Below are 23,029 nucleotides of genomic sequence, written 5' to 3'. Positions count from 1 at the left end.
TTACTGCAGCCCTTCAGCGAGCGGTCCCAGTGCGAGGACGGGGAAGTAGGTCAGCGCGGTGATGATCACGGAGACGCCGGTGAGCAGGCCCACGAACTGCGGGCGGTGCGTGGGGAGGGTCCCGGCGGTGGCGGGGACCTTGTCCTGGGCGGCGAACGAGCCGGCGAGGGCGAGCACGAGCACGATCGGCAGGAACCGGCCGAGCAGCATCGCGACGCCGAGGGCCGTGTTGAACCAGGGGGTGTTCGCGGTGAGCCCCGCGAAGGCCGAGCCGTTGTTGTTCGACGCCGACGTGAACGCGTAGAGCACCTCGCTGAAGCCGTGCAGGCCCGGGTTCCAGATCGACGTGCCCTCGACGTCGGCGCGCACCGCGGGGATCGCGAAGCTCAGGGCGGTCCCGGCGAGCACGAGGGTCGGCGTGACGAGGATGTACAGGCTCGCGAGCTTGATCTCGCGCGGCCCGATCTTCTTGCCGAGGTACTCCGGCGTGCGGCCGACGAGCAGGCCGGCGATGAACACCGTGATGACGGCCAGGACGAGCATCCCGTAGAGGCCCGAGCCGACGCCGCCAGGGGCGATCTCGCCGAGCATCATGTTGATCATCGGCATCATGCCGCCGAGGGCGGTGTACGAGTCGTGCATCGAGTTGACGGCGCCGGTCGAGGTGAGGGTCGAGGTGGAGCCGAACAGGGTGGATCCCCAGATGCCGAACCGCGCCTCCTTGCCCTCCATCGCGCCGCCGGCGAGCTGCGGTGCCGTGCCGGCGCCCCGCAGCTCCGCCCACGTGAGGGCGGACAGGGAGACCGCGAAGATGGTGGCCATGACGGCCGCGATCGCCACGCCCTGCTCGGTGGAGCCGACCATGCGGCCGAAGGTGCGCGGCAGCGAGAACGGGATGACGAGCATCAGGAGGATCTGCAGCAGGCTCGTCCAGGGCGTGGGGTTCTCGAACGGGTGGGCGCTGTTGGCGTTGAAGAAGCCGCCGCCGTTGGTGCCCAGCAGCTTGATGGCCTCCTGCGACGCGACGGGCCCGCCGGGGATCGTCGCGGTGCCGCCGGTCAGGGTCGCGACGTCGGTGAACCCGGCGAAGTTCTGGACGACGCCACCCGCGATGAGCACGACTGCCGCGACGGCGGCGAGGGGCAGCAGGAGGCGGACGAGCGTGCGGGTCAGATCGACCCAGAAGTTGCCGAGCGTCCCCGTCTTCACTCGGGCGAGACCTCGGATGAGGGCGACGGCCACGACGATGCCGACGGCCGCGGAGACGAAGTTCTGCACGGCGAGGCCGCCGAGCTGCACCGCGTACCCGAGGGTCACGTCCGGCGAGTACGACTGCCAGTTGGTGTTCGTGACGAAGGAGGCGGCGGTGTTGAACGAGAGCCCCTCGGGCACGGCGGGGAAGCCGAGCGAGTACGGCAGGACGCCCTGGAGGCGCTGCAGGGCGTAGACGAGGAGGACACCCACGAGGGAGAACGCCAGGACGCCCCGGAGGTAGGCCTGCCAGGTCTGTCCGGAGGCGGAGTCGACGCCGATGAGACGGTAGAAGCCCCGCTCCACCCGGAGGTCCTTCGTCGTGGTGAACATGGTCGCCATGTAGTCGCCTACAGGCCGGTAGAGGACCACCAGGACGACGACGACCGTGAGGACCTGGAGGATGCCGAAGACGGTGTCCATCAGAACCGCTCGGGCTTCACGAGCGCGTACACGAGGTACGCGAGAGCGGCGACGGCCAGGACAGCCGCACCGATGCTGAAGACGATCACAGCTTCTCGACCCCCTTCGCCACGAGGGACACCACTGCGAACACAGCGATGACGGCGAGCACGTACACGATGTCGAGCACTACGACTCCAAGGAGAACGATCGACGAGCCACCAGGGCCCGGTGCCCGTCGTGGGCACAGCGAGTCAGTAGACACCCCGCGGAACGACCGATCGGCGGCCCTCACGGGTTCCTCACGCCAGGACGTGGATTCCTCACGAACACCACACGGGTGGGCGCGAGATCGTCGACACCGGCGCCTCCCACCCTCGGCCTCGCCGCGACCGCGCTCACCATGACCGTCAGCGAAGAACCCCTCGACCGCATCCTGTTCGAGGTGATCTCCGCCTTCGCCACCTGCGGCCTGAGCGTGGGGCTGAGCGCCGAGCTCGACCCCTTCGGCAAGTACGCGCTCGCCGCCCTCATGTTCGCCGGCCGCGTCGGGCCCATCGGCCTCGCCTCGGCCCTCGCCGTCCGCCGCCGCACCCTGCTGTACGACTACCCGGAGGACCGCCCCGTCATCGGCTGACGCCGGACCAGGGACGGGACCGGACGGGCACGCCGTTGGGCGGACGGGCACGCCGCCGGGCGGGGAACGGCGACGGGCGGGGAACGGCGACGGGCGCCGTCTCCGAGGAGACGACGCCCGTCAGGCCGACACTGCGAGGTCAGCGCTCCCTCGTGCCGTCCTGGTCGGCGGCGCCGGGTGCGCCCTCGTCGAGGCGCCCGTCGATGGCCGGGTCAGGCGACACGACGTCGACCCGCAAGGGCGGCTCGGCCACGACCGCGGAGGCGGACGCCTCCGGACCCGAGACGGAATCCGCACGGGCTCCACGGACGCGGCGCTTGACCGCCTCCCACGGCCGGGCCAGGCCCTTGCCGCCCGCACGGCCGGGCGCGTCGACCTCGAGGCCGTAGTAGGCGCCCACGTGCTCGAGGAGGACGTCGCGTTCGGCCTTGTCGTACGCACGTCGTTCGCGGTTGAAGGCGATGATCGTCGACCAGCACGTCAAGAGCAGCACGATGCTGAACGGCAGGGCGGTCGTGATCGCCGCGGTCTTCAGGGCGTCGAGACCACCGGTCAGGAGGAGCGCGACGGCGAGCAGGGCGGCCACGAGGGCGAAGAACACGCGGAGCCAGTTCTTCGGCTCGATGTCGCCGCCGGACGCGATCATCGCCATGACGAGCGATCCGGAGTCCGACGACGTGACGAAGAACACCCCGATGAGCAAGATCGCGCCGAAGGTGAGGACGGTGCCGGCGGGCAGGCCGCCGAGCAGGGCGAACAGCGACCCCTCGACGTCGACCGAGCCGTCGGCGCCGACGAGGCCGCCGGCGCCGTCGGTCTGCTGGTGGATCGCGGCGCCGCCGAGGACGGCGAACCACAGGAAGGTGAGAGCGGTCGGGACCAGCAGGACGCCGAAGACGAACTGGCGCACCGTGCGGCCCTTGGAGATGCGGGCGATGAAGATGCCGACGAACGGCGCCCACGACATCCACCAGCCCCAGTAGAAGGTGGTCCAGGCGCCCTGCCACTCCTCACCGGCTGCGCCCTGCTGGGCGGTCACGTTGAACGACAGGCCGACGACGTTCTGCAGGTAGGCGCCGATCGACTGGACGAAGTCGCGGAGCAGGAACTGCGTGGGCCCGACGATCAGGATGAACAGGAGAAGGGCCGCGGCGAGGATCAGGTTGAAGTTCGAGAGGATCTTCATGCCCTTGGTGACGCCGGTGACGAGCGACACGATGGTCACGGCCGTGATCACGGCGATGATCGAGAGCTGGCTGACGATGCTGCTCTCGGCGATGCCGGCGGCTTCCAGGCCTGCGCCGATCTGGATGACGCCGAGGCCGAGCGACGTCGCGACGCCGAAGAGGGTGCCGACGAGGGCGATGACGTCGATCAGGTTGCCCCAGCCGCCGCGGACGCGGTCGCCGAGGAGGGGTTCGAGGGCCCAGCGGATCGAGACGGGACGACCACGGCGGTGGATCGCGTAGGCGAGGGCGAGGCCGAGCACGACGTAGATGGCCCAGGCGTGCAGCCCCCAGTGCAGGAAGGTCTGGGTCAGGGCCTGCTGCGCGAGCTGGTCCTCGGTGCCGGTGACGCCGGGGCGGGGGGAGGCGAAGTGGCTGAGGGGCTCGGAGACGCCGTAGAAGACGAGCCCGATGCCCATGCCGGCGGCGAAGAGGAGCGCGAACCAGGAGCCGGTGGAGAACTCGGGTTCGTCCTTGTCCTTGCCGAGCTTGATGCCGCCGAACCGGCTGAAGCCGATGAAGAGGCTGAACCCGACGAAGAAAGCGGCGATCAAGACGTAGTACCAGCTGAAGTTCTTGACGATCCCGCTCTGCAGGCCGAGGAACAGCGCCTCAGCCGACGAGGGCGCGATCAGCGTGTACGCGACGAAGCCGAGGACGACGACGGCGGCAGGCCAGAAGACCCAACGTCGCAGCTGCGGGGTGGTCGAGACGGTCTCCGTCAGGGAAGCGGGATGGTCGGCGGTGGGCCCGGATGAGGGCGGTGTTGTCGTGGCCATGCACCCATGGTGACGGGTCGGGGGCGTGCTGTCCCAATCACGCCGTCGAGTCGGTCACTGATCCTGGTGACGGTAGTGACGGTTGCGAGGCCGGAGGACAGCCGTGGCGAGGCCCGCCGCGACGACCGAGGCGATGAGGATGGCGACCTTGGCGTCGTCGTCGTGGGCGCTGCCGAGCCCGTAGCTGAGCTCTGCGACGAGCAGGGAGACGGTGAAGCCGATGCCGCCGAGGAGGGCGACACCGGTGAGGTCGATCCACGTGATCGTCCGGTCGAGCTCTGCCCGGGTGATCCGCGTCGTGATCCACGTCGTCGCGAGGATCCCGATCGGCTTGCCGAGCACGAGCGCGGCGATGATGCCGATCGTGACCGGGCTGGACAGCGCTGTCCTCAGTCCGTCGAGGCCGCCGAAGGCGACCCCGGCGGAGAAGAACGCGAAGACGGGGACGGCGAAACCGGTGGAGATGGGCCGGAAGCGGTGCTCGAAGACCTCGGAGAGCCCGGGGCCGGTGCCCGGCCCGCCGCTGGCCTGGCTGCGGATGACGGGGACGGCGAAGCCGAGGAGGACGCCGGCGACGGTGGCGTGGACGCCCGAGGCGTGGATGAGGCCCCACACGAGGACGGCGACGGGCAGCAAGATGAACCAGTTCGCCGCCGGGTGCAGGCCGAAGAAGCGTCGGAACCGCTGCGTGAGGAAGACGTACGCGGCGAGCGGGACCAGCGCCAGCACCAACGGGAGCACCTCGATGGCGCTGGTGTAGACGAACGCGATGATGCCGATGGCGATCAGGTCGTCGACGACGGCGAGGGTCAGCAGGAAGATCCGCAGCGCAGCCGGCAGTCTCGAGCCGACGATCGCGAGCACGGCCACGGCGAACGCGATGTCCGTCGCCGTGGGGATCGCCCACCCGCGCACCGCCTCCGGGTCGGAGACGTTGATGACGGTGAAGATCAGGGCAGGAACGAGGACTCCGCCGAACGCGGCGGCCACCGGCACGATCGCCTTGCTGATCTTCCGCAGCTCTCCCGCGACGAATTCTCGCTTGAGCTCCAGGCCGACGAGGAAGAAGAAGATCGCCAGCAGCCCGTCGGCGGCCCACTCCCCCACGCTCAGGTGCAGCCCCAGGGCGGCCGGGCCGAACTCGAAGTCGCGCAGGGCGAAGTAGGCACCGGCCCACGGCGAGTTCGCCCACACGACCGCGACGACCGCCGCGATGACCAGGACGATGCCGCCCACGGTCTCCTTGCGGAGGATCTCCCCGAGGCGGGTGGACTCCAGGGAGGTGTCCTCAGCGAACAGCCCGGGAGAAGCGGCGGGAGAGCGGGAAGGGGCGAGGTCGTCGTGTGGCATCGTCCCCTGTCTTACCAGACGGGGCAGCTCGACTCCTCACCAGGACGAGACGCCCCGAGACCGGTCGACCTGTCGACCCGGCACGACCACGGAGCACACGAGCCACTTCGCCTCAACGTGGGCCTGCCGGGATCAGAGTGCGCAGAACCGCTCGGTGCGTTCGCGGGGCCCGGTGACGATGATGAGGTCGCCCTCAGCGGGGACCGTGTCCGCAGAAGCCGCCCGCCAGTGTCCGTCGAGGGACCGGATCTTGACGACCGTGACGTCGAAGCGCCGTCGCATCCCGCTCTCGTCCAGTCGACGACCGACGATCTCCGCGGGAGCGACCGCCTTCGCGACGACGAGGTCGTGGTCGAACTCGACGTAGTCGAGCATGGAGCCGCGCACGAGGTGCGCGACCCGACGACCCATGTCGGCCTCCGGGTAGACGACGTGGTCGACGCCGAGCTGGTCGAGGATCAGTCCGTGCTGGGGGTTGATGGCCTTCGCCCAGATGGAGGGGACCTGCATCCGGCGCAACATCGAGGCGGTGAGGATGCTGGCTTGGATGTCGTTCCCGATGCCGATGACGACTCGGTCGAAGTCTCCGATGCCGAGTTGGTCGAGGACCTCCTGCCGGGTCGAGTCGGCTCGGAGGACGTGGGTCAGGACACCGTTGAAGGACTGGACGATGTCCTCGTCGGTGTCGACGCCGAGCACCTCTGCCCCGGTGCGGGCCAGCTCGGTCGCGAGCGATCCGCCGAAGCGGCCGAGGCCGATGACCACGACGGAGCGGGCGTCCGGCTTCGGCCGGCGGTGGGAGAACGGGTTGCTAACCAATGATGGGACGCTCCTTCGGCAGTTCGTAGAACCGTGTCGTTCGTGTGAGGGCGAGGGCCGACCCGAGTGCGACCGGCCCGAGTCGACCGACGAACATCAGCAGGACGAGGACGACCTGGGCGGCCGGCGGCAAGGAGGCGGTGATGCCGGTCGACAGCCCGACCGTCGCGAACGCGGAGATCACCTCGAAGAGGACCCGGTCGAAGTCGAGTCCCGAGATCACCATGATCGTCAGGGTGGAGGCGATCACCAGCGCGACGGCGAGCAGCGCCACCGTCAGCGCTTCGCGGTGGGCCGAGCGGGGCAGGCGCTTGCCGAACATGTTGACGGCCGAGTCGCCCCGCAGCTCTGCGACCACGATGAAGAACAACACCGCGAAGGTCGTGATCTTCAGCCCGCCGGCCGTGCCGGCAGGCCCGCCGCCGATGAACATCAGGATGTCGGTCACGAGCCACGACGCCGGTTGCATCGCTGCGATGTCGAGGTTGTTGAATCCGGCGGTCCGCGGCATGACGGCCGCGGTGAACCCCGACAACAGACGGTCGGCCGGAGCCATGGGCCCGAGGGTGTCGGGGTTGGTCCATTCGAGAGCCGTGAGCACGACCGTGCCCACGACGAGCAACAGGGCGGAGCCGACGATCACCGTGACCGTGTTGAGGGTCCACCGGCGGGGCACCGTGATCCGCTGACGCAGCTCCATGATGACGGGGAACCCGAGCCCGCCGAGGATCACACCGGCGCAGATCGGCAGACAGATCCACGGGTCGGTCGCGAACGAGATCAAGCTGTCGCTGAAGAGCGCGAAACCGGCGTTGTTGAACGACGAGATCGCGTGGAAGACGCCCAACCAGACTGCTCGGGGGAGGTCCACTCCGTAGCCGACGAACCACCGGAGCGTGAGGACGAGGGCGATCAGCGCCTCACAGGTGAGGGTGATGAGCGCCACGCCCCGGAGGACTCGGCGCACGTCGCCGATGCCGACGCTGTGCGACTCGCTGACCGCGGTCAGACGCGTGCGGAGACCGAGTCTGCGCGCCACGAGCAGCCCGAGCAGGGTCGCCAGGGACATCACTCCGAAACCGCCGATCTGGATCAGCAGGAGGATCACGACGTGTCCGAAGGGCGACCAGAAAGTAGGAGTGTCGACGACGACGTGGCCCGTGACGCAGAGGGCACTCGTCGCCGTGAAGAGCGCCTCGACGAACGAGGCCCGGTTTCCGGGGGTGGTCGCGGCCGGCGAGCTCAACAGCGCCGTGCCCACAGCGATGCCCGCGACGAACGCGCCCGCGATCGTCCGACCAGGACGACCTGATGCGAGCAGGGACACCCTCGTCCTCATCGTTCCCCCGGTGTCCGCCCTCGTGCACGGTCGTGCACGGCGAGGAGTCTACGCACCCGCCAGGGCCGCACAGCCTCGGAACGAGGGCGCCCCGTGCCCCTCGTCAGGAAGACTCGACGCATGCCCCTGCACCGTGACTACCGCCTCCTCGACGGACCGCCGCCCGTGGCCGACTACCTCCGGCTGCGACTCGAGAGCGGCCTGTCGCCCGAGAACGGGGCCCCGGGTTCCGGAGCCCTGACCGGCTCCTGGACTTTCCGGCACGTCGTCGACACCGCCGGGGGCCTACGTGACCCTCACGGCTGACCCGCCGGGCAGACGCCACTACGAGCGACGCGGCTTCGTCGACGTCGCCCCCGGACGAACCGGGATGCACCTCGTCATGCCCGCTCCGGGCGCCTGACGGACGATCCCTCGTGGCGGCATCGGTTCCCGGCGCCACGTCGCCATCGAGCACTGAGCGCTCGATGCGGTCGCGCAAGCGCTCTTCGTCACGCCGCTGGAGGTCGGTGACGAAGGTGCGGACGTCGAGGGCGGCGGAGGTGTCGACCATGACGGCACTGCTCGTCAGGCAAGCGTCCGTGAATGCGACGAGGGCCTCACCAGATGGTGGGGCCCGATGCGCCGACCCCACGGCCGCGAACGCGAGAGCAGTGACCGCCGTCAGCCCTGACGGGCCTTCCAGCGCGGGTCTTTCTTGTTGATGACGAAGACCCGGCCACGACGGCGCACGACCTGCGATCCGGGGATGGCCTTCAGTGCCTTGAGCGAATTGCGGACCTTCATGACGCCTCCGATTGTTAGTGAGAACAGTTATCAACTAGCGTAGTGGCATGACCACCGGACCCGCTTCCTCACCCACCTCGCGACACCGGGGCATCGTCCTCGTCGGCGGGCAGGACGCCGCCGAGATCGAACGGACCGCGCAGGTGATCGCCGGCGATGCGAGTCATCTCGTCACCGTCGGCCCCGACGTGCAGGAGGGCGCTGACGATGTCCATCGGCTCGCCCTCGACCTGGCGAGATCCGGTGACCGCGTCGACGTCGTCGCCGCCCTCGTCCCGGGCACCCCGTTGCGGGCGTCGGCGCTGTTGCTCGGCGCGCTGGTGGACTCCGACCTGGGCAGGCCGAGCGGAGAGTGCCTGCTCCAGCACGTGGTGGCCGGGGTCAGCGCGGTCGATCTCGCCGATCTGGCACTGCGCGGTGTGGACGACAGGTTCTTCGCCGCCGAGCACGTCATCGACCTCGTCGAGCACGCCACCGTCGTCATGCTCACGGACACCGCAGCCGTGCCCCCGCAGGACCTCCAGATCCTCGAACGACTGCTCGCCCGGCTCGCACCCGAGACCGCAGTCCTCAGAGCTGAGGACCTTGCCCGTGACTCCCTGTCGGCACGAGGAGGCGCAGCGCAGCTCGGCGGCGCGGCCGGCTGGATGCAGGCACTCTCGGAGCACACCCCCGACCACCACGATGACGGGACGATCACCACCTTCGTCTACCGGGACGAGCGCCCCTTCCATCCGGAGCGTCTCGCGGCAGTCGTGGAGCGCACCTTCGCCCCGGGGGCCGTCGGCACGGTGCTCCGGTCACGCGGCTTCACGCAGTTCGCCACCCGTAGCGACCGGGCCGGCTCCTGGTCGAGCGTCGGACAGATGCTGAGCCTGGACCCCACGTCACTCCCGTCGTGGCACCCCGACTCACCTCACGGGCAACAGATCGCCTTCTTCGGCCTCGACCTCGACGTCGCGGCCGTCCGCCGAGACCTCGACACGTGCCTCCTCACCAACGACGAGCTGCTCAGCGACCCCGCCTCGTGGCGTGACCTGGTCGACCCCTTCCCCGTCTGGGACGGCCACCGACACACCCACTAGCGCCGCCCGTGAGCCGATGCTCTGCCGGGCGGACGCGGGTTGCTAGCTAACGGCGCGGTCGCTGAACTCGGTCATGCCAAGGAAAGCCTCGGAGTAGGCGGTCGAGTGGACGGAGGTGGACCGGTTCAGGCCGGTGCTCGGCTTGGGGAGCGTCACCACGATGATCCACATCGTTCACGGAGTCGGCGGGCTTGAGCGCTCTCGCGTCAGCCTCGGCGAACCATCCGCGTTCTTCGAAAATGACGACCTCCGTCGGTTCCGAGAAGCATCCCAGCGGGACAGGTCTTGGTCAACGCTTTGTGATCGCATCAGCTTCGGCTTGGTCCTCGCCGTGGCCGCTACCGCGGTGGGTCTCTTGCTGGGGCGCAAGGTCTTCGGCCAGCGCCTCGAGCTTGCGCTACGCCCGACAACGGAGACGAAGTGGCGGCACGGGTGGGTTGAAGCCTCGCCGGGTCACCTGCGCTTCCATCGCTACAAGTGGCAGATCCGCTTCGTTTCGAGCGACCCTGTCGACTTCGCCGTCCAAGCAGTCGGACTCGATTCCGGGAAGCGTCCGTCCAAGAAGCAGTTGTGGTCCGTCAACCCGTCCCTCCACGTGATCGACATCGACACAGACCAAGGCCCTTTGCGGCTCGGCCTGCAATCCCACCAGGTAGACACCATTCGAACGCAGCTGCAGCCGGCCGGCCCGCCGAGTTGAAGAGCACCAGCTCAGTGCCCTGAACACGTCAACGATCGTCTGTCACGGTCACCGCTAGACAATCCCCTATCGGGTACCTGCATATGCGGCAGAACTGCTGGAGTTCTTCTTCAGCAGTAGGCGGTGTATCGTGCACATCACTGAGGTAAAAGGCGTCGCGCTCTGCGACGCACCCGCACGCGGCATCGAACGAGTCGCCACTTCTTCCCCGAAGGAGTGCGTCCCCGTGTCCCCCAGTACCTCTCTCCGCCGCGGTCGACTGCGTGCCGGCGACGCGCCTCTGCGGCTGTCCGACGCGTGGATCGCCCTGGCCGGGTTGTCCGCGGTCTTCCTGTTCGAGATGCTCGACACCTCGGTCCTCAACGTCGCGCTGCCGACGATCGGCCGCGAGCTGGGCTCGTCGACGACGGGCCTGCAGTGGGTGTCGGGCGCCTACGCGGTCGCCTTCGGCGGACTCATGTTGCTCTTCGGCGCCGTCGCCGACCGGGTGGGGCGCCGCCGCGTCATGCTCGCGGGCCTAGCGCTGCTGGCCGTGGCGAGCCTCGCCACGGTGGCGGTCATGACGACGGAGCAGCTCATCGCCGTCCGTGTGCTGACGGGCGTCGCCGCAGCGATGACCACCCCCGGGTCGATGGCGCTGGCGTTCCGGCTGTTCGACGACGAGGGCCTCCGCGTCCGGGCCCTCACGGTGATCTCGACGGCGGGACTCGTCGGCCTCGCCGTCGGCCCGACCGTCGGCGGGTTCGTGCTCGCCGTCGCCCCGTGGCAGGTGCTGCTGCTGGCCGACGTGCCGATCGCCGTGCTCGCGTTCGTCGGCATCCGCGTCGGCGTCGCTCGCGACGACGCCGCAGGGCTGCGGCCAGACCCCGTCGACGTGGGCGGCGCGCTGCTCGGGACCGCGACCGTGGCGGGTCTGCTCGTGACGCCGACCGTCCTCGTCGGGCCGGCCACCGCCTCCTCGTGGGGGTGGGCCGCCGTCGCCCTCACCGTCGCGTGCGGCGCCGGGTTCGTCGTGCGCCTGCGGACGGCGCGGCACCCGGTGGTCGACCTGCACCTGCTCGCCCGCCCCCTGGTGTCGAGCGGCCTGGCGTTCAAGGCCGCGTCGGGCCTCGCCGTCGCCGGGCTGTCGTACCTCGTGACGCTGCAGCTGCAGTTCGCCTGGGGTTGGCCGCCCGCCCTCGCCGCCGTCGGCACACTGCCGCAGGTCGTCGTGCTCCTGGCCGGGGGCCGCCTCGTGGGGCCGTTCGTACAGCGGGTCGGCCTCGGCCGGGCCGCGTGGGTCAGCGCGGCCTCCGTCGTGTCGGGCCTCGCCGTCTTCGGCGCCCTGAGCCGTCACGGGTACGTCTGGGTGCTCGTCGCCCTCGTGCTCGTCGCCACCGGCATGCGCGTCGTCGGGGTCGTCGCCGGAGCCTCCGTGCTCACGGGCCTCCCCACCGACCGCACCTCGGTCGGTGCGGCCCTCGTCGACACCTCGAGCGAGCTCGCGGGAGGAGCCGCGGTCGCCGCCGCGGGCACGATCGTCGCCGCGTTCGTCACCGGCAGCATCACGACCACCCCGTGGACGGCCCCGCGGCTCGCGGCCTTCGAGAACGCCCTCTCCGTCGCCGGGCTCGGCCTGGCCGCCGTCGCCGCCGTGCTCGTCGTGGTCGGGACGCTCCGGGCACGAGCCGCCGACCCGACCCCCGACGCCACGACCGCACCCGCCCCCTCGACCACCCTCACCCCCACCACCCAGGAGCCCTCCCGTGCCTGACACCACCGTCCTGCCCCGCCCCCCGTTCGACCCCGAGTTCGTGCCCTTCCTGGAGGCGATGGACGCCCGCGGCCGCTTCCGCCTCGAGACCGCGATGCTGCCGCAGATGCGCCAGCTGGACACGACGGAGGCGCAGCTCGACGAAGGACTGCGCGCCCGCGGCCTCGAGAGGCGCAGCATCACCGTCCCCGGGCACCTCGGCGACCCGATCGCCCTCGCGGTCGTCCAGCGCATCGGCCGCACCGGGACGGCGGCCTGCGCCTACGCGATCCACGGCGGCGGCATGATGTTCGGCCACCACCTCGGCAACCTCGACTCGTACGACGACTGGCTGCTCGTGCACGACGTCGTCCTGGTCAGCCCCGACTACCGTCTCGCCCCGGAGCACCCCGACCCGTACCCGGTCGAGGACTGCTACGCCGGCCTCGTCTGGGTCGCCGAGCACGCCGACGAGCTCGGCGTCGCCCCCGTGCGGATCGTCCTGGTCGGCCAGAGCGCCGGCGCCGGACTCGCCGCGGGCACGGCGCTCCTCGCCCGCGACCGACAGGGGCCGGCCGTCGTCGGGCAGGTGCTCGTCAGCCCCATGCTCGACGACCGTGACACCACCCTCTCCGCCCGTCAGTACGACGGCGTGGGCGTCGCCGACCGAGAGATGACCCGGTTCGGCTGGGACGCCTACCTCGGCGACCGTCGCGGCGGTGACGACGTGTCGATCTACGCCGCTCCCGGGCGCGCGACGGACCTCGCGGGCCTTCCGCCGGCGTACGTCGACTGCGGCAGCGCCGAGGTGTTCCGCGACGAGACCGTCACCTACGCCAGCGCGCTCTGGGCGGCCGGCGTGCAGGCAGAGCTGCACGTGTGGCCGGGGGCCTTCCACGGGTCGACGAGCATGGTGCCGGGGGCGACGCTGTCGCGCCGGGCCGTCACCGCCCTGCGGGACTGGACCGGGCGCCTCCTCGACTCCACACCCTGACGGCATCCCGGAGCGGGCAGGTGAATCGCCCGCTCCGGGCCCGCCCCTGGAAGAGTCGACTCAGGGCCCCCGACTACGAGACCGGTGGACCATCCCCTATCGGGCGGTCGGCTCGGAGATGATCCGGTCGAGCCATTCCCCGAGGAGGCGTCGCTCGGGGTCGCTTAGCTGGTTGAGCTCGGGAGCGACGGCGCGGAACGCGACGGCTGCAGCCAAATGACCTGACCGGGCCGCCACGGGCGCATCCGTCAGGATCTGCGCCAGGACGCCCTCCAACACGGCATCCGCCAGTCCGAGATCACGCTCGGCGGGAGGCGTGGCAAGGATCGTCGTGATGACGCCCGCTCCCGCCGATTGGATGAGTCCCACCGCCCGCGCCTCCGGCACCGCGAGGCGCCCGGCGGCGGCGACCCGGCGGACACGAGCAGTAAGGACGTCCTTGCCCAGGCGAGCAGCAGGCGAGCCCGCGACACGACGCGAGTCGCTGAGGAGGGCGAAGAGAGCCGGGTTCTCGAGACCGAACTCCACCTGACGACGCCACCCGTCGCAGAGCTCCTCGACTGGATCGACATCCGCCGCGGCAGCGGCGGCCACGGTCGAGGCTTTGTCCGCGACAAAGGACGCCATGACGTGCTCAGCAACGGCCTCGAGCAGGCCGTCCTTGTCACCGAAGAGCCGGTAGATCGCGGGGGCCTGGACGCCAGCGGCCTGCGCGACGCCTCGCGTTGTGACAGCGCTCGGGCCCTGCTCACGGAGGAACCGGGCAGCGACCTCGACGATGCGCATCCGGGTGTCAGCAGGAACGGTTTCGTCAGTCACGAAATCAACGATACCGCCCACTTGCTATCAGCGCGATTCCGGCGATACTCTTGCGGCGTTCCGCTGATATCCGGTCGCGGTTCGACGAGAGGCTCACCCCCATGATCATCATCACCGGCGCCACGGGCGCCCTGAACGGCTCCACCGTCGAGCACCTCCTGAAGACCCTTCCCGCATCCGAGATCGCCATCGTCGCCCGCGACGCCGCCAAGGCCGTCCACGTCGCAGACCGCGGAGTCGAGGTGCGGACGGGCGACTACGCCGACCCTGCGTCCTTGCCCGCCGCCTTCGCCGGAGCAGACCAGCTTCTCCTCGTCTCGGCGAGCGACCCGCACGCCGACGCCGTCGCGCTGCACCGCAACGCCGTCGAAGCAGCAGTGGTCGCCGGTGTCGGCCGGGTCCTCTACACGAGCCACCAGGGGGCGGCACTCGACACCCCCTTCGGACCGGGCCGCGACCACGCGGCCACCGAACGGCTGCTCGCCGAGTCGGGACTGGTCTGGACGTCGCTGCGCAACGGCTTCTACGCGCACAGCCTGACCTGGTTCCTCGGCGACTGGCGCGAGACGGGCGTCATCACGGTCCCTGCCGACGGGCCTGTGTCGTGGACGGCCCGGGAAGACGCGGCCGAAGCCGCCGCGCGCATCCTGCTCTCGGACGGCGCCTACAACGGGCCGACGACCCTGACCGCGCCCGCGGCTCCCACGTTCGCGGACGTCGCAGCGATCGCTGCCGATGTCGCCGGGCGACCGGTCGAGACCGTGGTGCTCGGGGACGACGACTGGGTCGCGCACCAGGTGTCGTCGGGGCAGCCGGAGTTCATGGCACGCTTCATGCTCGACATGTACCGCGCCGCCGCCGGCGGGTTCTTCGCCGGCACCGACCCTTTGTTGGGCAAGGTCCTCGATCGCGAGCCCGCGTCCGTCCGCGACCTGCTTACTGCGCAGCTCGCGACGACCGGCCACTAAACGACATCTCGTCCCACAGGCCGATCCCCTATCGGGCGCGATTACCGGGCCAGCGACGAGACGCCTCAACCTTTTTGGCGCGACGCGCGGCGACATGGCTGGCAGCCAGGCCAGCGCCGACTAGGAGCAGCGCGATCAAGGACGTCACTCCGGAGCCTGGTCCTCCCTCGTTCACGGCGAGACCGATGAGGCTCACCCCGATCGACAGTGCCGCGAGGGGAGTCAGGGCCCAGGTGGCGGCGCGACGTGACGCCTCGTTGTCGACGGTCTGCAACCTGAACAGGCGCAGCGCCTCAACAGAACTCGTTCGGGCGTGCGGCGCCAACATCGCGAGCACCGCGGCCGCAACAGCGGCGAATGCAATGACAGTCCAAACGGTCATGAAATCTACCTCCGACATCCCACGCTAGTCACGAGCTCGAAGGCTGTCGCGGCAGGCTCGCGCGCACCCCGCACCTACCGGCCCTCGAGAGTCGGGGCCTGGGTCGTCGTGCGTTCTGCCGGGCACCGAGACCGTGGCCGAGTCATACGCCGAGGCGGTGCCTCACCAGTAGCTGCCGACAACGTGAACGGTCAGCCCGTTGAGTGTGGCTTTGGCATAGACGAACCGGGCGTCGGAGAAGGAACCCAGGATGGGGCCCATGTTTGCGCCCTCGATCTCTGCCGTGAGCTCTGTTGCGGTCATTCCTGGGGGCGGAGCTACGTAGAACGTCGACCAGCAGCGCTCGGCACGGCAGTGCTTCTCCGTGTCGACTACGACGGAGCCAGCAGGGAAACGCATGGCCGCGGCTGCGGGAACGTCACCGCTGGTCTTGCTGAATTCGAAGAGGAAGCAGAGACCCCAGAAGACCAGGAGGGCAACGACACCGACCCCGATGGTGACGCGCTTAACCACCGGAACAACCCCCGGCCCCGCCGGAGACGCCTTGGCACGGATCATTCTGGTCCGCCCTCCGCGCTGTTCTGCAGCCAGCCTCGACCAGTCGCCTCATCAGCACCCTCGGGCGATCGCTGACTCAGTAAGTGGTCGAGTCCGCTGACCTCATGTGGCCGTTGTTGCCGCCCTCGACGTCAGTGTGGATCAGGACGACCTCCCGGACTAGAGGTGATCGAAAGAACTTGCCAGATGCGCAGGACGTTGCGGTGTCTCGTTGTCTGTCGGGCCCTAGGAGCAAGGCCACGCGGCTACATTGCGGGGGCAGCCAAGACCTCGCTGCCGATGGCGGGGTTCCTGACCTTACTCAGGTTCCCCGTCAGGCCCTCCCCCACCGGAGACCCACACCCCGTGGAGGCCCATCCAGTTGAACCCATCGGCAGCGGCCTCTAAGTTTTTTCCCGTGCGGATGCGAAATTGTATGAAGTGGTCCTACCTCGGAGAGTCGTTTGAGGTGTGCGACTTCACGGCGTTTTTCCGGGTCCACCGACACGGGACAGCCACCTTGACGGCCGCCGTCCACGACGTCCACCCGTCCGACCATTGGACGACCGTCGTCAAAGACGGCAGCGAGGTATTCACCTTCGCAGCCCGCAGCGGATCACCGATCAGGGTCGTCGCCCCCGCCGCAGTAGGAGCGATCTTCCGCAGATGGTTAGACGGCCTGACCGCTATCGAGGCGTGATTCGGACACTCTGAGCAGGCGCGTCACGGTTGGGGGCGTCACACCGAACCGTGTCGCCAAGGCACCAACGGAAGTTCCCTCAGCCGCCCGGCGCCGCAGTTCCGTGATGTCATCGTCGGTCAGCTTCTGTAAAGAACGATGGGTGATTGGGCCTCCCGCATCGACACGAGCGCGCCCCACGACGAGGCTCGAGACCGTGCTCTGGCTGACGCCAAGCTGCGCAGCCAGCTCCACTTGAGTCGTTCCGTTCCTGTATCTCTGCCGAAGAGCCACCACTTGGGAATCACTCAGGCGCACAGGCATGGACCCATTCTCGCCTCTGACGCATTGCTTCCTGCCCGTCCGACGATCGGCATCTGACGCTGTGTCTACCTGCTCGCCACCTCGTCAGTCGCGGCACGGGAGAGGGGATAGGCGCGGTCGAGGCGCGGGCTGAGGACGACGAGGAACAGGAACATCGACAGCAGCCAGCCAGCCAGCGACCCAATACGCGGGAATCAAGAAGATGGCGACGTTCGGCACGACGTCGGTGGTGACTGCGACGACGACGGCGATCGTGAAGAGCACGCCCACCCCGTAGTTCAGGGCTCGGCAGCCTTCCTCGACACGGCCCCGGCGTTCCTGCTGGCGAGTCGTCCGTTCGTCGAGGGCGGTGACCGAGCAGCCGTAGTCGTCCTCGGCGACGGTGACGAAGAGCTCGCGGACCGGGACACCGAATGCCTCCGCCACTCGCGCCAGCGTGTCAAGGCTTCCGTCGTTGCCCGCCTCGAGCCTCTGGACGGTGCGGACGGTCACGCCGCTCTCGTCGGCGAGGCGTTCCTGGATCCAACCCATCTGGGTCCGGAGATCGACGATCCGTGTCTCGTTCATGAACCTCACACTAAGAACGACCAGTCCCGAGGTCCACGACACCGACGCGACAGGCACCCGACACGTCCACGACATAGCTTTTATCTCGCTCACGACGGGGGCCCGAACACGCTGCAGCTCACTTCCGGCCGGCTGCGCAGGGTCATGCAGCGACCCCCAGGCCTGCGGGGGGCGGTTCCACCGCCCTCAGTAGGAGATGTCAGGGAGCACCAGGCCACCGGTCACAGCGGCGTACCCGAGCCCCGTGAACCCAAGGACCAGAAGCGCCCGACCGGCGACGGCGACGCCCTTCCGGAGGCGCGGGGGCGCCCCGCCCCCAGCAGCCCGCTCAGCAGGCGCGCGCCTCACCCGCCCGACGAGGACGACCACCGCAGGCAGCACCCCGGCCACGGTGACGGCCGTGAGAACCTGCGCCGTCCGCAGCACGACCGCGGACGGCGGCCCCGCGTCACTCAGCAGGGCGGACGCGACCGTGGCCCAGAGCACGCCGGCGACCACGAGGGCCAGCAGGGCGACGGCGACCCCGACTCGACCGATGGTCTCTGCACGCGACTCGACGGACCCCTTCAAGCGCCTCCCGGACCAGATCCGGCGGACGGCCCTGACGATGGTGCCCACCAGGGCGAGCACCAGCACGGCCAGGGACGCGACGAGGACGAGGGGCAGTACCTGCCGCGGCGCCGGCATCGGCTGAAGCGTGAAGGCGGGGTTGAGCCCGACGGCCTGGACGGCGCCGTCGACCTGGTCGACGGCGACCCTGCGGTCGCCGTCGATCTCCTGCCAGACCCACGGCTCGACCTCCACCAGCTCCACCGGAGCCCCCGACGTGTCCGTGACGGCGGAGATCAGGACGGAGTCGCCGGGGCCTCGGGAGATGTCGACCGCCGACAGGGCGTAGAAGAGCCGGACGAAGGTCGACTCCGCACGTCTCGAGACCTGGTAGCTGCCCACCAGGGCGTCCGCGTGCTCACCGGCAGTCTCCGTGGCGGTCACGGCCGCCTCCCCTGCGGCGTCGGAGGGGAACCACCGGTCGGCGAAGCCGTCCACCAGGGCTTCGCGCACGGCCGTCGTGGCGTCGCCCCGAGCGCCCGTGCTGTTGAGGGAGACGTAGATGCCTGCGTCGTCGTCGGGCCAGAGGTCCATCTGGGCGTGGAAGGCCGTGAGGTCGCCGCCGTGGCCGAGGACGCGGTGTCCGTTGCGGTCCTCCTCGAAGAGGCCGAGCGTCATCCGAGGCCCGGCAGCGAGCCCGCCGAGGTCGTAACCATCGAGGGCAGGTGCGTGCATCTCCGAGAGGGTCTCCGGCCCGAGCATGCCGTCGGCGTGTCCGAGCTGGGCGAGCATGAACGCGCTCATGTCCGATGCCGTGGCTGAGACCGCGCCGGCGGGCGCCGGAGAGACGATCTCGAAGGGCACCGCCGCTGCCCCAGCGGCGTCCCAGCCCCCGGAGACCACGGCGGCATCGCCGGAGGAAAGGGGCTGGTCGAGCGTCGCGGTCGTCATGCCGGCCGGGTCAAAGACCCGCTCCTGCACGAGATCGGCCCACGGGCGTCCGGTGGCTTGCTCGGCGACGTACGCCGCGACTCCGTTGGACCAGTTCGAGTACGCGGGGGTCGTGCCGGGCTCGTAGATCTGCTCGGGCGGATCGACGGCCACGGCGTCCCGCAACGTCGTTGGCCCCTCCCCCGGCCCTGCGATGACCCCGGTCAACTTGTCCTCGAAGCCCGCGGTGTGGCTCAGCAAGTGACGGAGGGTCACGGGACGATCGAAGGCCCTGGGCAGTGTGACGTCGATCCTGTCCTGGACGGGGTCGTCGAGATCGAGCACGCCCTCCTCGACGAGCGACATGACGACGGTCGCGGTAACGACCTTCGAGATCGACCCGATCCGGAAGAGTGTTCTGTCGGGGTCGACGGGACGTCGGTCCGCCCGCTCGTCACCGAGGTCGGACCAGCCCCAGCCTCGTTCGGTGACGATTTCGCCGTCGGCGACGATCGAGACGGTTGCGCCGACGATGCCCTCCCTCTCCAGGGCGGCCGGGACGAACCCGTCGAGCCAGGCATCCGCCTCGGCGGTCGTCAGTTCAGAGGCGCCTCCCCCGAGGCCCGGGACGACGGAGGCGCGAGGCGCGGTGGCACAGGAGGCCATGAGCAGGCAGGCCAGCAGCGTCGAGACCACGCCTCCTGCGGTCCTGAGGCGGGCGTGCGTCACGGGCGTCCTCCTGGGGGCGCGAGCGAGGGCGGACCGAGCGTCACACCTTGACGACCATATCGGTCCACGACGAAGCCTCAGACGCATCAAGGTCACCCATTAGACGTCTCGGACGACGCGCATAGTGAGCAACGCGCTCATGCGTCACGTGGTCGTGGCGAAGCGCTTCCGGTAGCTCGACGGTGTGCTGCCGAAAGCTTCAGCGAAGTTCTGCCGCAGCGTCACCGCGTTGCCGAAGCCGCAGTGCGCGGCGACCTGCTCGACCGGGAGTTCCGTGCTCTCGAGGAGGAGCCGGGCCTCGTCGAGCCGGCGACTCCTGACCCAGGCGGCAGGTGTGGATCCGGTCGCCGCACGGAAGGCACGGACGAAGGTCCGTCGGCTGAGATGAGCAGCTGCCGCGAGCCGGTCCACGCTCAGGTCTTCGGCCAAGTGCTCCAGCGCCCATGCTGTCGCCACCCCGACCGGGTCGTCCCCTTCGTTCTGGGGTACCGGGCGTTCGATGAACTGGGCCTGACCTCCCTCTCTGTGCGGGGCGACGACGAGGCTCCGGGCGACCTTGTTGGCCGCCTCCGCGCCCAGGTGGGTCCTGACGACGTGTAGGCACGCGTCGATACCCGATGCGGTGCCCGCCGACGTGATGACGTCGCCGTGGTCGAGATAGAGCACGTCGGCCTCGACGTCCACTGCGGGGTGCTTCCGAGCGAGGTCGTCGACGGCGTGCCAGTGGGTGATGGCGCTCCGCCCGTCGAGGAGACCGAGGTCGGCGACGGCGATGGCTCCGAGGCAGAGCCCGGCGATCGTCGCGCCCCCGCCGTGAGCGGCCAGGAGTGCCTTCCGGAGCGCCGGCCCGGGCTCCCGCCCGTCGGGGATCCAAGAGGGAACGACAACAAGATCAACGTCCTCGACGGCCGTCAGCCCTTGGGCCCCGCCGATGACGTACCCCTCGGCGGTGCGGACGGATCCCGCACGGTCAGCGAAGAGCATCGTTTGCCAGTCGGCCAGCCCCTGGCGGGTGACTTCGTCGAACACCATCTGCGGGACCGCGAGATGGAACATCGTCACACCGTCGAACGCATAGATCGCGATCTTCACGTCGCCTCCTCGTATTGGCCCGTACTCATCGTAAAGCGGCCTACGTGCCAATGGTGCTTTCTCTGCGCTCGGCCCAGACTCGTGATGTCCATCTCGGCTCAACCGTCAGGAGCACACCATGACCACGCCCGCTCGCGCCCTCGTCCTCGTCGACATCCAGCAGGAGTACTTCACCGGCCCACTGGAGATCCAGTACCCCGCCCCGACGGATTCGCTCCCGCGGATCATCGCCGCCATCGATGCCGCCGAAGCGAACGGCATTCCCGTCGTCGTCGTCCAGCACACAGCAGGCGACGACGCCCCGGTGTTCAACCCCACCCTTCCCGGGTTCGCACTGCACCCCGAGATCGAGCAGCGCCGCACCCCTGCCTGGAAGGCCATCACGAAGCAGTACGGCTCCGTCTTCGCCGGGACCGACCTCGTCGACTGGCTTCAGGAGAACGGCGTCGACACTGTCACCCTCGTCGGCTACATGACCAACAACTGCATCATCGCCTCCGCTGCCCAGGCAGAGACCATCGGCATCGCCGCGGAGGTCCTCTCTGACGCGACCGGAGCCATCAGCATCAGCAACGACGCCGGCCACGTCGACGCGGAGACCGTCCACACGACCCTCATGGCCTTGATGAACTCGAATTTCGCCGCCGTCGAGTCGACGGATGCCTGGATCACCGCACTGGCCGAGGGAGAAACGCTCCCGAAGGACAACCTGCCCTCCTCCGCGATGTCCGGCGCCAAGCGCTTCGCGCGATAACCCGATAGGCGCTGCTCGACCTGGCCGCGTGCCCCGACCGGGCTAAGCAGTGTTTGACCGAATGCGTGTTCCGAACGACGGCCTAGCTTGACAGACTCGTCCGCGAACCGATCCCCTATCGGGCACGACAAAGCCAATTCGAGAGGATCTGCCTCAAGACGAGCCGATGCACGCGTCAACCGTCGTAGGCGACGTGGTGCAGCTCCGCGTCCTTCCGCTCGTCGTAGAGCTTCACGTAGGCCTGGGCGATGACGTCGGGCTCCGCGTCGGGGTGGCCGGCTCCGATGAGGGCGGTGATCCCGACGTGGGCGACGTAGACGCCCCTCTCGGCGAGTGCGTTGTGGAGGTTGAGAGTCCAGTTCCGAAGACCCGCGGCGGCGATGTTGACATTGCCGAGGAAGGGCATCGGGCTGATCGACCCGCCCCCGGTGGTGACGAGAACCGCTCCGTTCCCGGCGGCGATCATGTCGGGCAGCACCGCTCCGACGGCCGTGAGCGCTCCGCCGAGGTAGAAGTCGATCTGCGGCTGGAGATTCTCCATCGTGACGTCGAGGACGTCGACGGCAGCCAAGGTCGGGTCGGCGGGTGAGAACTCGAGGACGTCGATCGGGCCGAGGATGCCCTTGATCTCGGCGAGGGCGCTCGTGATCGTCTCGGGGCGGCTGACGTCGGCGGTGAATCCCCGAGCACGGACGCCTTCCCCCTCGAGGGTCTTCGCGAGGGTGTCGAGCTTGGCCTGGTCGCGGGCGACGAGGGCGACGTCGAAACCTCGCCGGCCGAAGGAACGGGCGATCTCGAGACCGAGGCCAGGGCCCACTCCGATGATGGCGATGAGAGGCATGGTGCTTCCTTCCGCGGCCCGTCGTTCGTCAGGGCGTCGTGCCGGTGGGCTAAGTTGAGGTCGTCCTCAACCCGGGTGCAGCCTATGTTGAGACGACCCTCAATATCCAGTGGAGTTGCTGTGAAGAAGACCCCGGGCCTTCGCCGTGACGCGCAGGCGAACCTCGACAAGCTGCACACGGCGGCCCTCGCGGTGTTCTCGCGCCGCGGCCTGTCCGCGCCTTTGGAGGACATCGCCCGTGAGGCCGGTGTGAGCATCGGGACGCTCTACAACCGGGTGGGATCGAGGGAGGCACTGATCGACGCTGTCGTGCCTGCCGTCGTGGGCGAGAAGCTGAAGACCCTCACCGAGAGGACTCTGAGCCAGCAGTCCCCGCGCGGCCAGCTGGAGACGTTTATCTCGGAGATGATCGAGCTGCAGCTCAGCGATCCCGTCATGAACGACGCCATGCTCCGGCGATACCCGGACGCCACAGCCCTCATCACCGCCTGCGAGCGATCCACAGCGCTCGGGAAGAAGCTCGTCGAAAACGCCCACACCGCGGGCTCACTGTCAGAAGACTTCACCCCCGACGACCTCATGGCCGTGCTCTGGATGGCCGGGACGGCGAGCCGCGATCCTGCAGCGCCCGTCGCCTGGCGGCGCGTCGTCGATCGTGGTCTTGCTGCAGCCTGGACCGCCTAGCTCGAGTCAGCAAGGCCCGGTGTCGCACTGGCCGATCCCCTACCGGCACATGAGCGTTTCGACTGAGGCTCGGA

At 69.3% G+C, this 23,029-nt stretch carries 24 protein-coding genes and 1 pseudogene; 10 read left to right on the top strand and 15 right to left on the bottom strand.

The genetic code is table 11. The features are described 5' to 3' along the window. The gene (gene kdpA / locus RWM17_RS00570) at positions 1 to 1,674 is read right to left on the bottom strand and encodes a potassium-transporting ATPase subunit KdpA (RefSeq protein WP_314100613.1); all 1,674 of its coding nucleotides are present in this window, start codon (positions 1,672 to 1,674) and stop codon (positions 1 to 3) included. Next, on the bottom strand, positions 1,674 to 1,763 hold the full coding sequence (gene kdpF / locus RWM17_RS00565; RefSeq protein ID WP_071257733.1) for a K(+)-transporting ATPase subunit F: 90 nt from the start codon (positions 1,761 to 1,763) through the stop codon (positions 1,674 to 1,676). Before kdpF ends, kdpA begins: the two co-directional genes overlap by 1 nt. Positions 1,764 to 2,071: 308 nt before the next feature. On the opposite strand from kdpF, the pseudogene RWM17_RS00560 reads away from it, so the two are divergent. Next, a pseudogene (locus tag RWM17_RS00560) lies at positions 2,072 to 2,290 on the top strand (potassium transporter TrkG); the annotation flags it as partial. A gap of 139 nt (positions 2,291 to 2,429) precedes the next feature. Here the strand turns inward: RWM17_RS00560 and RWM17_RS00555 are convergent. The 4 genes from RWM17_RS00555 to RWM17_RS00540 form a co-directional block, all read right to left on the bottom strand. Beyond that, positions 2,430 to 4,295, bottom strand: coding sequence for a BCCT family transporter (locus RWM17_RS00555; protein ID WP_314100612.1), 1,866 nt, complete (start codon positions 4,293 to 4,295; stop codon positions 2,430 to 2,432). A 54-nt stretch (positions 4,296 to 4,349) separates the two neighbouring features. Further along, positions 4,350 to 5,645, bottom strand: coding sequence for a Na+/H+ antiporter NhaA (gene nhaA / locus RWM17_RS00550; RefSeq protein ID WP_314100611.1), 1,296 nt, complete (start codon positions 5,643 to 5,645; stop codon positions 4,350 to 4,352). A 132-nt stretch (positions 5,646 to 5,777) separates the two neighbouring features. After that, positions 5,778 to 6,464, bottom strand: a complete 687-nt coding sequence (locus tag RWM17_RS00545; protein WP_314100610.1) for a TrkA family potassium uptake protein — start codon at positions 6,462 to 6,464, stop codon at positions 5,778 to 5,780. After that, a complete protein-coding gene (locus RWM17_RS00540) occupies positions 6,457 to 7,791 on the bottom strand; it encodes a potassium transporter TrkG (protein WP_314100609.1) in 1,335 nt (444 codons plus the stop codon). Before RWM17_RS00540 ends, RWM17_RS00545 begins: the two co-directional genes overlap by 8 nt. 132 nt (positions 7,792 to 7,923) lie before the next feature. Here RWM17_RS00540 and RWM17_RS00535 point away from each other — a divergent pair, with 132 nt between their 5' ends. Next, a complete protein-coding gene (locus RWM17_RS00535; protein WP_314100608.1) occupies positions 7,924 to 8,109 on the top strand; it encodes a hypothetical protein in 186 nt (61 codons plus the stop codon). 357 nt (positions 8,110 to 8,466) lie between these two features. Here RWM17_RS00535 and ykgO read toward each other — a convergent pair whose 3' ends face one another. Continuing rightward, the gene (ykgO, locus tag RWM17_RS00530; RefSeq protein ID WP_055795327.1) at positions 8,467 to 8,589 is read right to left on the bottom strand and encodes a type B 50S ribosomal protein L36; all 123 of its coding nucleotides are present in this window, start codon (positions 8,587 to 8,589) and stop codon (positions 8,467 to 8,469) included. A gap of 47 nt (positions 8,590 to 8,636) precedes the next feature. Between ykgO and RWM17_RS00525 the strand changes: the two genes are divergently transcribed. The 4 genes from RWM17_RS00525 to RWM17_RS00510 all read left to right on the top strand — a co-directional run bounded on the left by RWM17_RS00525 (position 8,637) and on the right by RWM17_RS00510 (position 13,100). Continuing rightward, positions 8,637 to 9,674 carry a GTP-binding protein gene (locus RWM17_RS00525; RefSeq protein ID WP_314100607.1) on the top strand — a complete coding sequence of 346 codons (1,038 nt, stop codon included), beginning with the start codon at positions 8,637 to 8,639 and terminating at the stop codon, positions 9,672 to 9,674. Between the two features lie 160 nt (positions 9,675 to 9,834). Further along, complete coding sequence (locus tag RWM17_RS00520) at positions 9,835 to 10,374, top strand: hypothetical protein (protein ID WP_314100606.1); 540 nt, start codon at positions 9,835 to 9,837, stop codon at positions 10,372 to 10,374. A gap of 226 nt (positions 10,375 to 10,600) precedes the next feature. Then, positions 10,601 to 12,127, top strand: a complete 1,527-nt coding sequence (locus RWM17_RS00515; RefSeq protein WP_314100605.1) for an MFS transporter — start codon at positions 10,601 to 10,603, stop codon at positions 12,125 to 12,127. Beyond that, on the top strand, positions 12,120 to 13,100 hold the full coding sequence (locus tag RWM17_RS00510) for an alpha/beta hydrolase (protein ID WP_314100604.1): 981 nt from the start codon (positions 12,120 to 12,122) through the stop codon (positions 13,098 to 13,100). The genes RWM17_RS00515 and RWM17_RS00510 overlap by 8 nt, the downstream gene beginning before the upstream one ends. A 96-nt stretch (positions 13,101 to 13,196) precedes the next feature. On the opposite strand, the gene RWM17_RS00505 is transcribed toward RWM17_RS00510, so the two are convergent. Next, a complete protein-coding gene (locus RWM17_RS00505; protein ID WP_314100603.1) occupies positions 13,197 to 13,919 on the bottom strand; it encodes a TetR/AcrR family transcriptional regulator in 723 nt (240 codons plus the stop codon). A gap of 101 nt (positions 13,920 to 14,020) precedes the next feature. On the opposite strand from RWM17_RS00505, the gene RWM17_RS00500 reads away from it, so the two are divergent. Beyond that, entirely contained in the window at positions 14,021 to 14,887 is an 867-nt protein-coding gene (locus tag RWM17_RS00500) for an NAD(P)H-binding protein (protein WP_314100602.1), read from the top strand. A gap of 28 nt (positions 14,888 to 14,915) precedes the next feature. Here the strand turns inward: RWM17_RS00500 and RWM17_RS00495 are convergent, their stop codons facing one another. Both RWM17_RS00495 and RWM17_RS00490 read right to left on the bottom strand, forming a co-directional pair. Next, positions 14,916 to 15,269 carry a hypothetical protein gene (locus RWM17_RS00495; protein ID WP_314100601.1) on the bottom strand — a complete coding sequence of 118 codons (354 nt, stop codon included), beginning with the start codon at positions 15,267 to 15,269 and terminating at the stop codon, positions 14,916 to 14,918. A 162-nt stretch (positions 15,270 to 15,431) separates the two neighbouring features. Further along, the gene (locus RWM17_RS00490; protein WP_314100600.1) at positions 15,432 to 15,827 is read right to left on the bottom strand and encodes a hypothetical protein; all 396 of its coding nucleotides are present in this window, start codon (positions 15,825 to 15,827) and stop codon (positions 15,432 to 15,434) included. 415 nt (positions 15,828 to 16,242) lie between these two features. On the opposite strand from RWM17_RS00490, the gene RWM17_RS00485 reads away from it, so the two are divergent. Next, positions 16,243 to 16,506: a hypothetical protein gene (locus tag RWM17_RS00485; protein ID WP_314100599.1), complete on the top strand. Its 264-nt coding sequence runs from the start codon at positions 16,243 to 16,245 to the stop codon at positions 16,504 to 16,506. Here the strand turns inward: RWM17_RS00485 and RWM17_RS14045 are convergent. The 4 genes from RWM17_RS14045 to RWM17_RS00470 all read right to left on the bottom strand — a co-directional run bounded on the left by RWM17_RS14045 (position 16,477) and on the right by RWM17_RS00470 (position 20,676). After that, positions 16,477 to 16,809, bottom strand: coding sequence for a helix-turn-helix domain-containing protein (locus RWM17_RS14045; protein WP_399539818.1), 333 nt, complete (start codon positions 16,807 to 16,809; stop codon positions 16,477 to 16,479). The genes RWM17_RS00485 and RWM17_RS14045 overlap by 30 nt on opposite strands. An 84-nt stretch (positions 16,810 to 16,893) precedes the next feature. Then, complete coding sequence (locus RWM17_RS00480; RefSeq protein WP_314100598.1) at positions 16,894 to 17,301, bottom strand: XRE family transcriptional regulator; 408 nt, start codon at positions 17,299 to 17,301, stop codon at positions 16,894 to 16,896. Positions 17,302 to 17,562: 261 nt separating this feature from the next. Further along, positions 17,563 to 19,584 carry a serine hydrolase domain-containing protein gene (locus RWM17_RS00475; protein ID WP_314100597.1) on the bottom strand — a complete coding sequence of 674 codons (2,022 nt, stop codon included), beginning with the start codon at positions 19,582 to 19,584 and terminating at the stop codon, positions 17,563 to 17,565. Positions 19,585 to 19,728: 144 nt separating this feature from the next. Further along, on the bottom strand, positions 19,729 to 20,676 hold the full coding sequence (locus tag RWM17_RS00470; protein WP_167259635.1) for a GlxA family transcriptional regulator: 948 nt from the start codon (positions 20,674 to 20,676) through the stop codon (positions 19,729 to 19,731). Between the two features lie 118 nt (positions 20,677 to 20,794). Here RWM17_RS00470 and RWM17_RS00465 point away from each other — a divergent pair, with 118 nt between their 5' ends. Further along, the gene (locus RWM17_RS00465) at positions 20,795 to 21,430 is read left to right on the top strand and encodes an isochorismatase family protein (RefSeq protein ID WP_167259636.1); all 636 of its coding nucleotides are present in this window, start codon (positions 20,795 to 20,797) and stop codon (positions 21,428 to 21,430) included. 175 nt (positions 21,431 to 21,605) lie between these two features. Here RWM17_RS00465 and RWM17_RS00460 read toward each other — a convergent pair whose 3' ends face one another. Then, complete coding sequence (locus RWM17_RS00460; protein WP_314100596.1) at positions 21,606 to 22,271, bottom strand: SDR family NAD(P)-dependent oxidoreductase; 666 nt, start codon at positions 22,269 to 22,271, stop codon at positions 21,606 to 21,608. Between the two features lie 120 nt (positions 22,272 to 22,391). Between RWM17_RS00460 and RWM17_RS00455 the strand changes: the two genes are divergently transcribed. Then, positions 22,392 to 22,955, top strand: coding sequence for a helix-turn-helix domain-containing protein (locus RWM17_RS00455; RefSeq protein ID WP_314100595.1), 564 nt, complete (start codon positions 22,392 to 22,394; stop codon positions 22,953 to 22,955). Positions 22,956 to 23,029 lie beyond the last annotated feature (74 nt).

This window comes from uncultured Frigoribacterium sp. (assembly GCF_963515265.1).
In the GTDB taxonomy this organism is placed as follows: Bacteria; Actinomycetota; Actinomycetes; order Actinomycetales; family Microbacteriaceae; genus Frigoribacterium.
Note: the sequence above shows the minus strand (reverse complement) of the source record. Positions and strands in the feature narration are given on the sequence as shown.

What these genes read in the sequence shown, in the direction of transcription:
- kdpA (WP_314100613.1), bottom strand. Translation starts at nt 1,674, where the DNA reads ATGGACACCGTCTTCGGCATCCTCCAGGTCCTCACGGTCGTCGTCGTC.
- RWM17_RS00555 (WP_314100612.1), bottom strand. Translation starts at nt 4,295, where the DNA reads ATGGCCACGACAACACCGCCCTCATCCGGGCCCACCGCCGACCATCCC.
- nhaA (WP_314100611.1), bottom strand. Translation starts at nt 5,645, where the DNA reads ATGCCACACGACGACCTCGCCCCTTCCCGCTCTCCCGCCGCTTCTCCC.
- RWM17_RS00535 (WP_314100608.1), top strand. Translation starts at nt 7,924, where the DNA reads ATGCCCCTGCACCGTGACTACCGCCTCCTCGACGGACCGCCGCCCGTG.
- ykgO (WP_055795327.1), bottom strand. Translation starts at nt 8,589, where the DNA reads ATGAAGGTCCGCAATTCGCTCAAGGCACTGAAGGCCATCCCCGGATCG.
- RWM17_RS00525 (WP_314100607.1), top strand. Translation starts at nt 8,637, where the DNA reads ATGACCACCGGACCCGCTTCCTCACCCACCTCGCGACACCGGGGCATC.
- RWM17_RS00520 (WP_314100606.1), top strand. Translation starts at nt 9,835, where the DNA reads ATGATCCACATCGTTCACGGAGTCGGCGGGCTTGAGCGCTCTCGCGTC.
- RWM17_RS00500 (WP_314100602.1), top strand. Translation starts at nt 14,021, where the DNA reads ATGATCATCATCACCGGCGCCACGGGCGCCCTGAACGGCTCCACCGTC.
- RWM17_RS00495 (WP_314100601.1), bottom strand. Translation starts at nt 15,269, where the DNA reads ATGACCGTTTGGACTGTCATTGCATTCGCCGCTGTTGCGGCCGCGGTG.
- RWM17_RS00490 (WP_314100600.1), bottom strand. Translation starts at nt 15,827, where the DNA reads ATGATCCGTGCCAAGGCGTCTCCGGCGGGGCCGGGGGTTGTTCCGGTG.
- RWM17_RS00485 (WP_314100599.1), top strand. Translation starts at nt 16,243, where the DNA reads ATGAAGTGGTCCTACCTCGGAGAGTCGTTTGAGGTGTGCGACTTCACG.
- RWM17_RS14045 (WP_399539818.1), bottom strand. Translation starts at nt 16,809, where the DNA reads ATGCCTGTGCGCCTGAGTGATTCCCAAGTGGTGGCTCTTCGGCAGAGA.
- RWM17_RS00465 (WP_167259636.1), top strand. Translation starts at nt 20,795, where the DNA reads ATGACCACGCCCGCTCGCGCCCTCGTCCTCGTCGACATCCAGCAGGAG.
- RWM17_RS00460 (WP_314100596.1), bottom strand. Translation starts at nt 22,271, where the DNA reads ATGCCTCTCATCGCCATCATCGGAGTGGGCCCTGGCCTCGGTCTCGAG.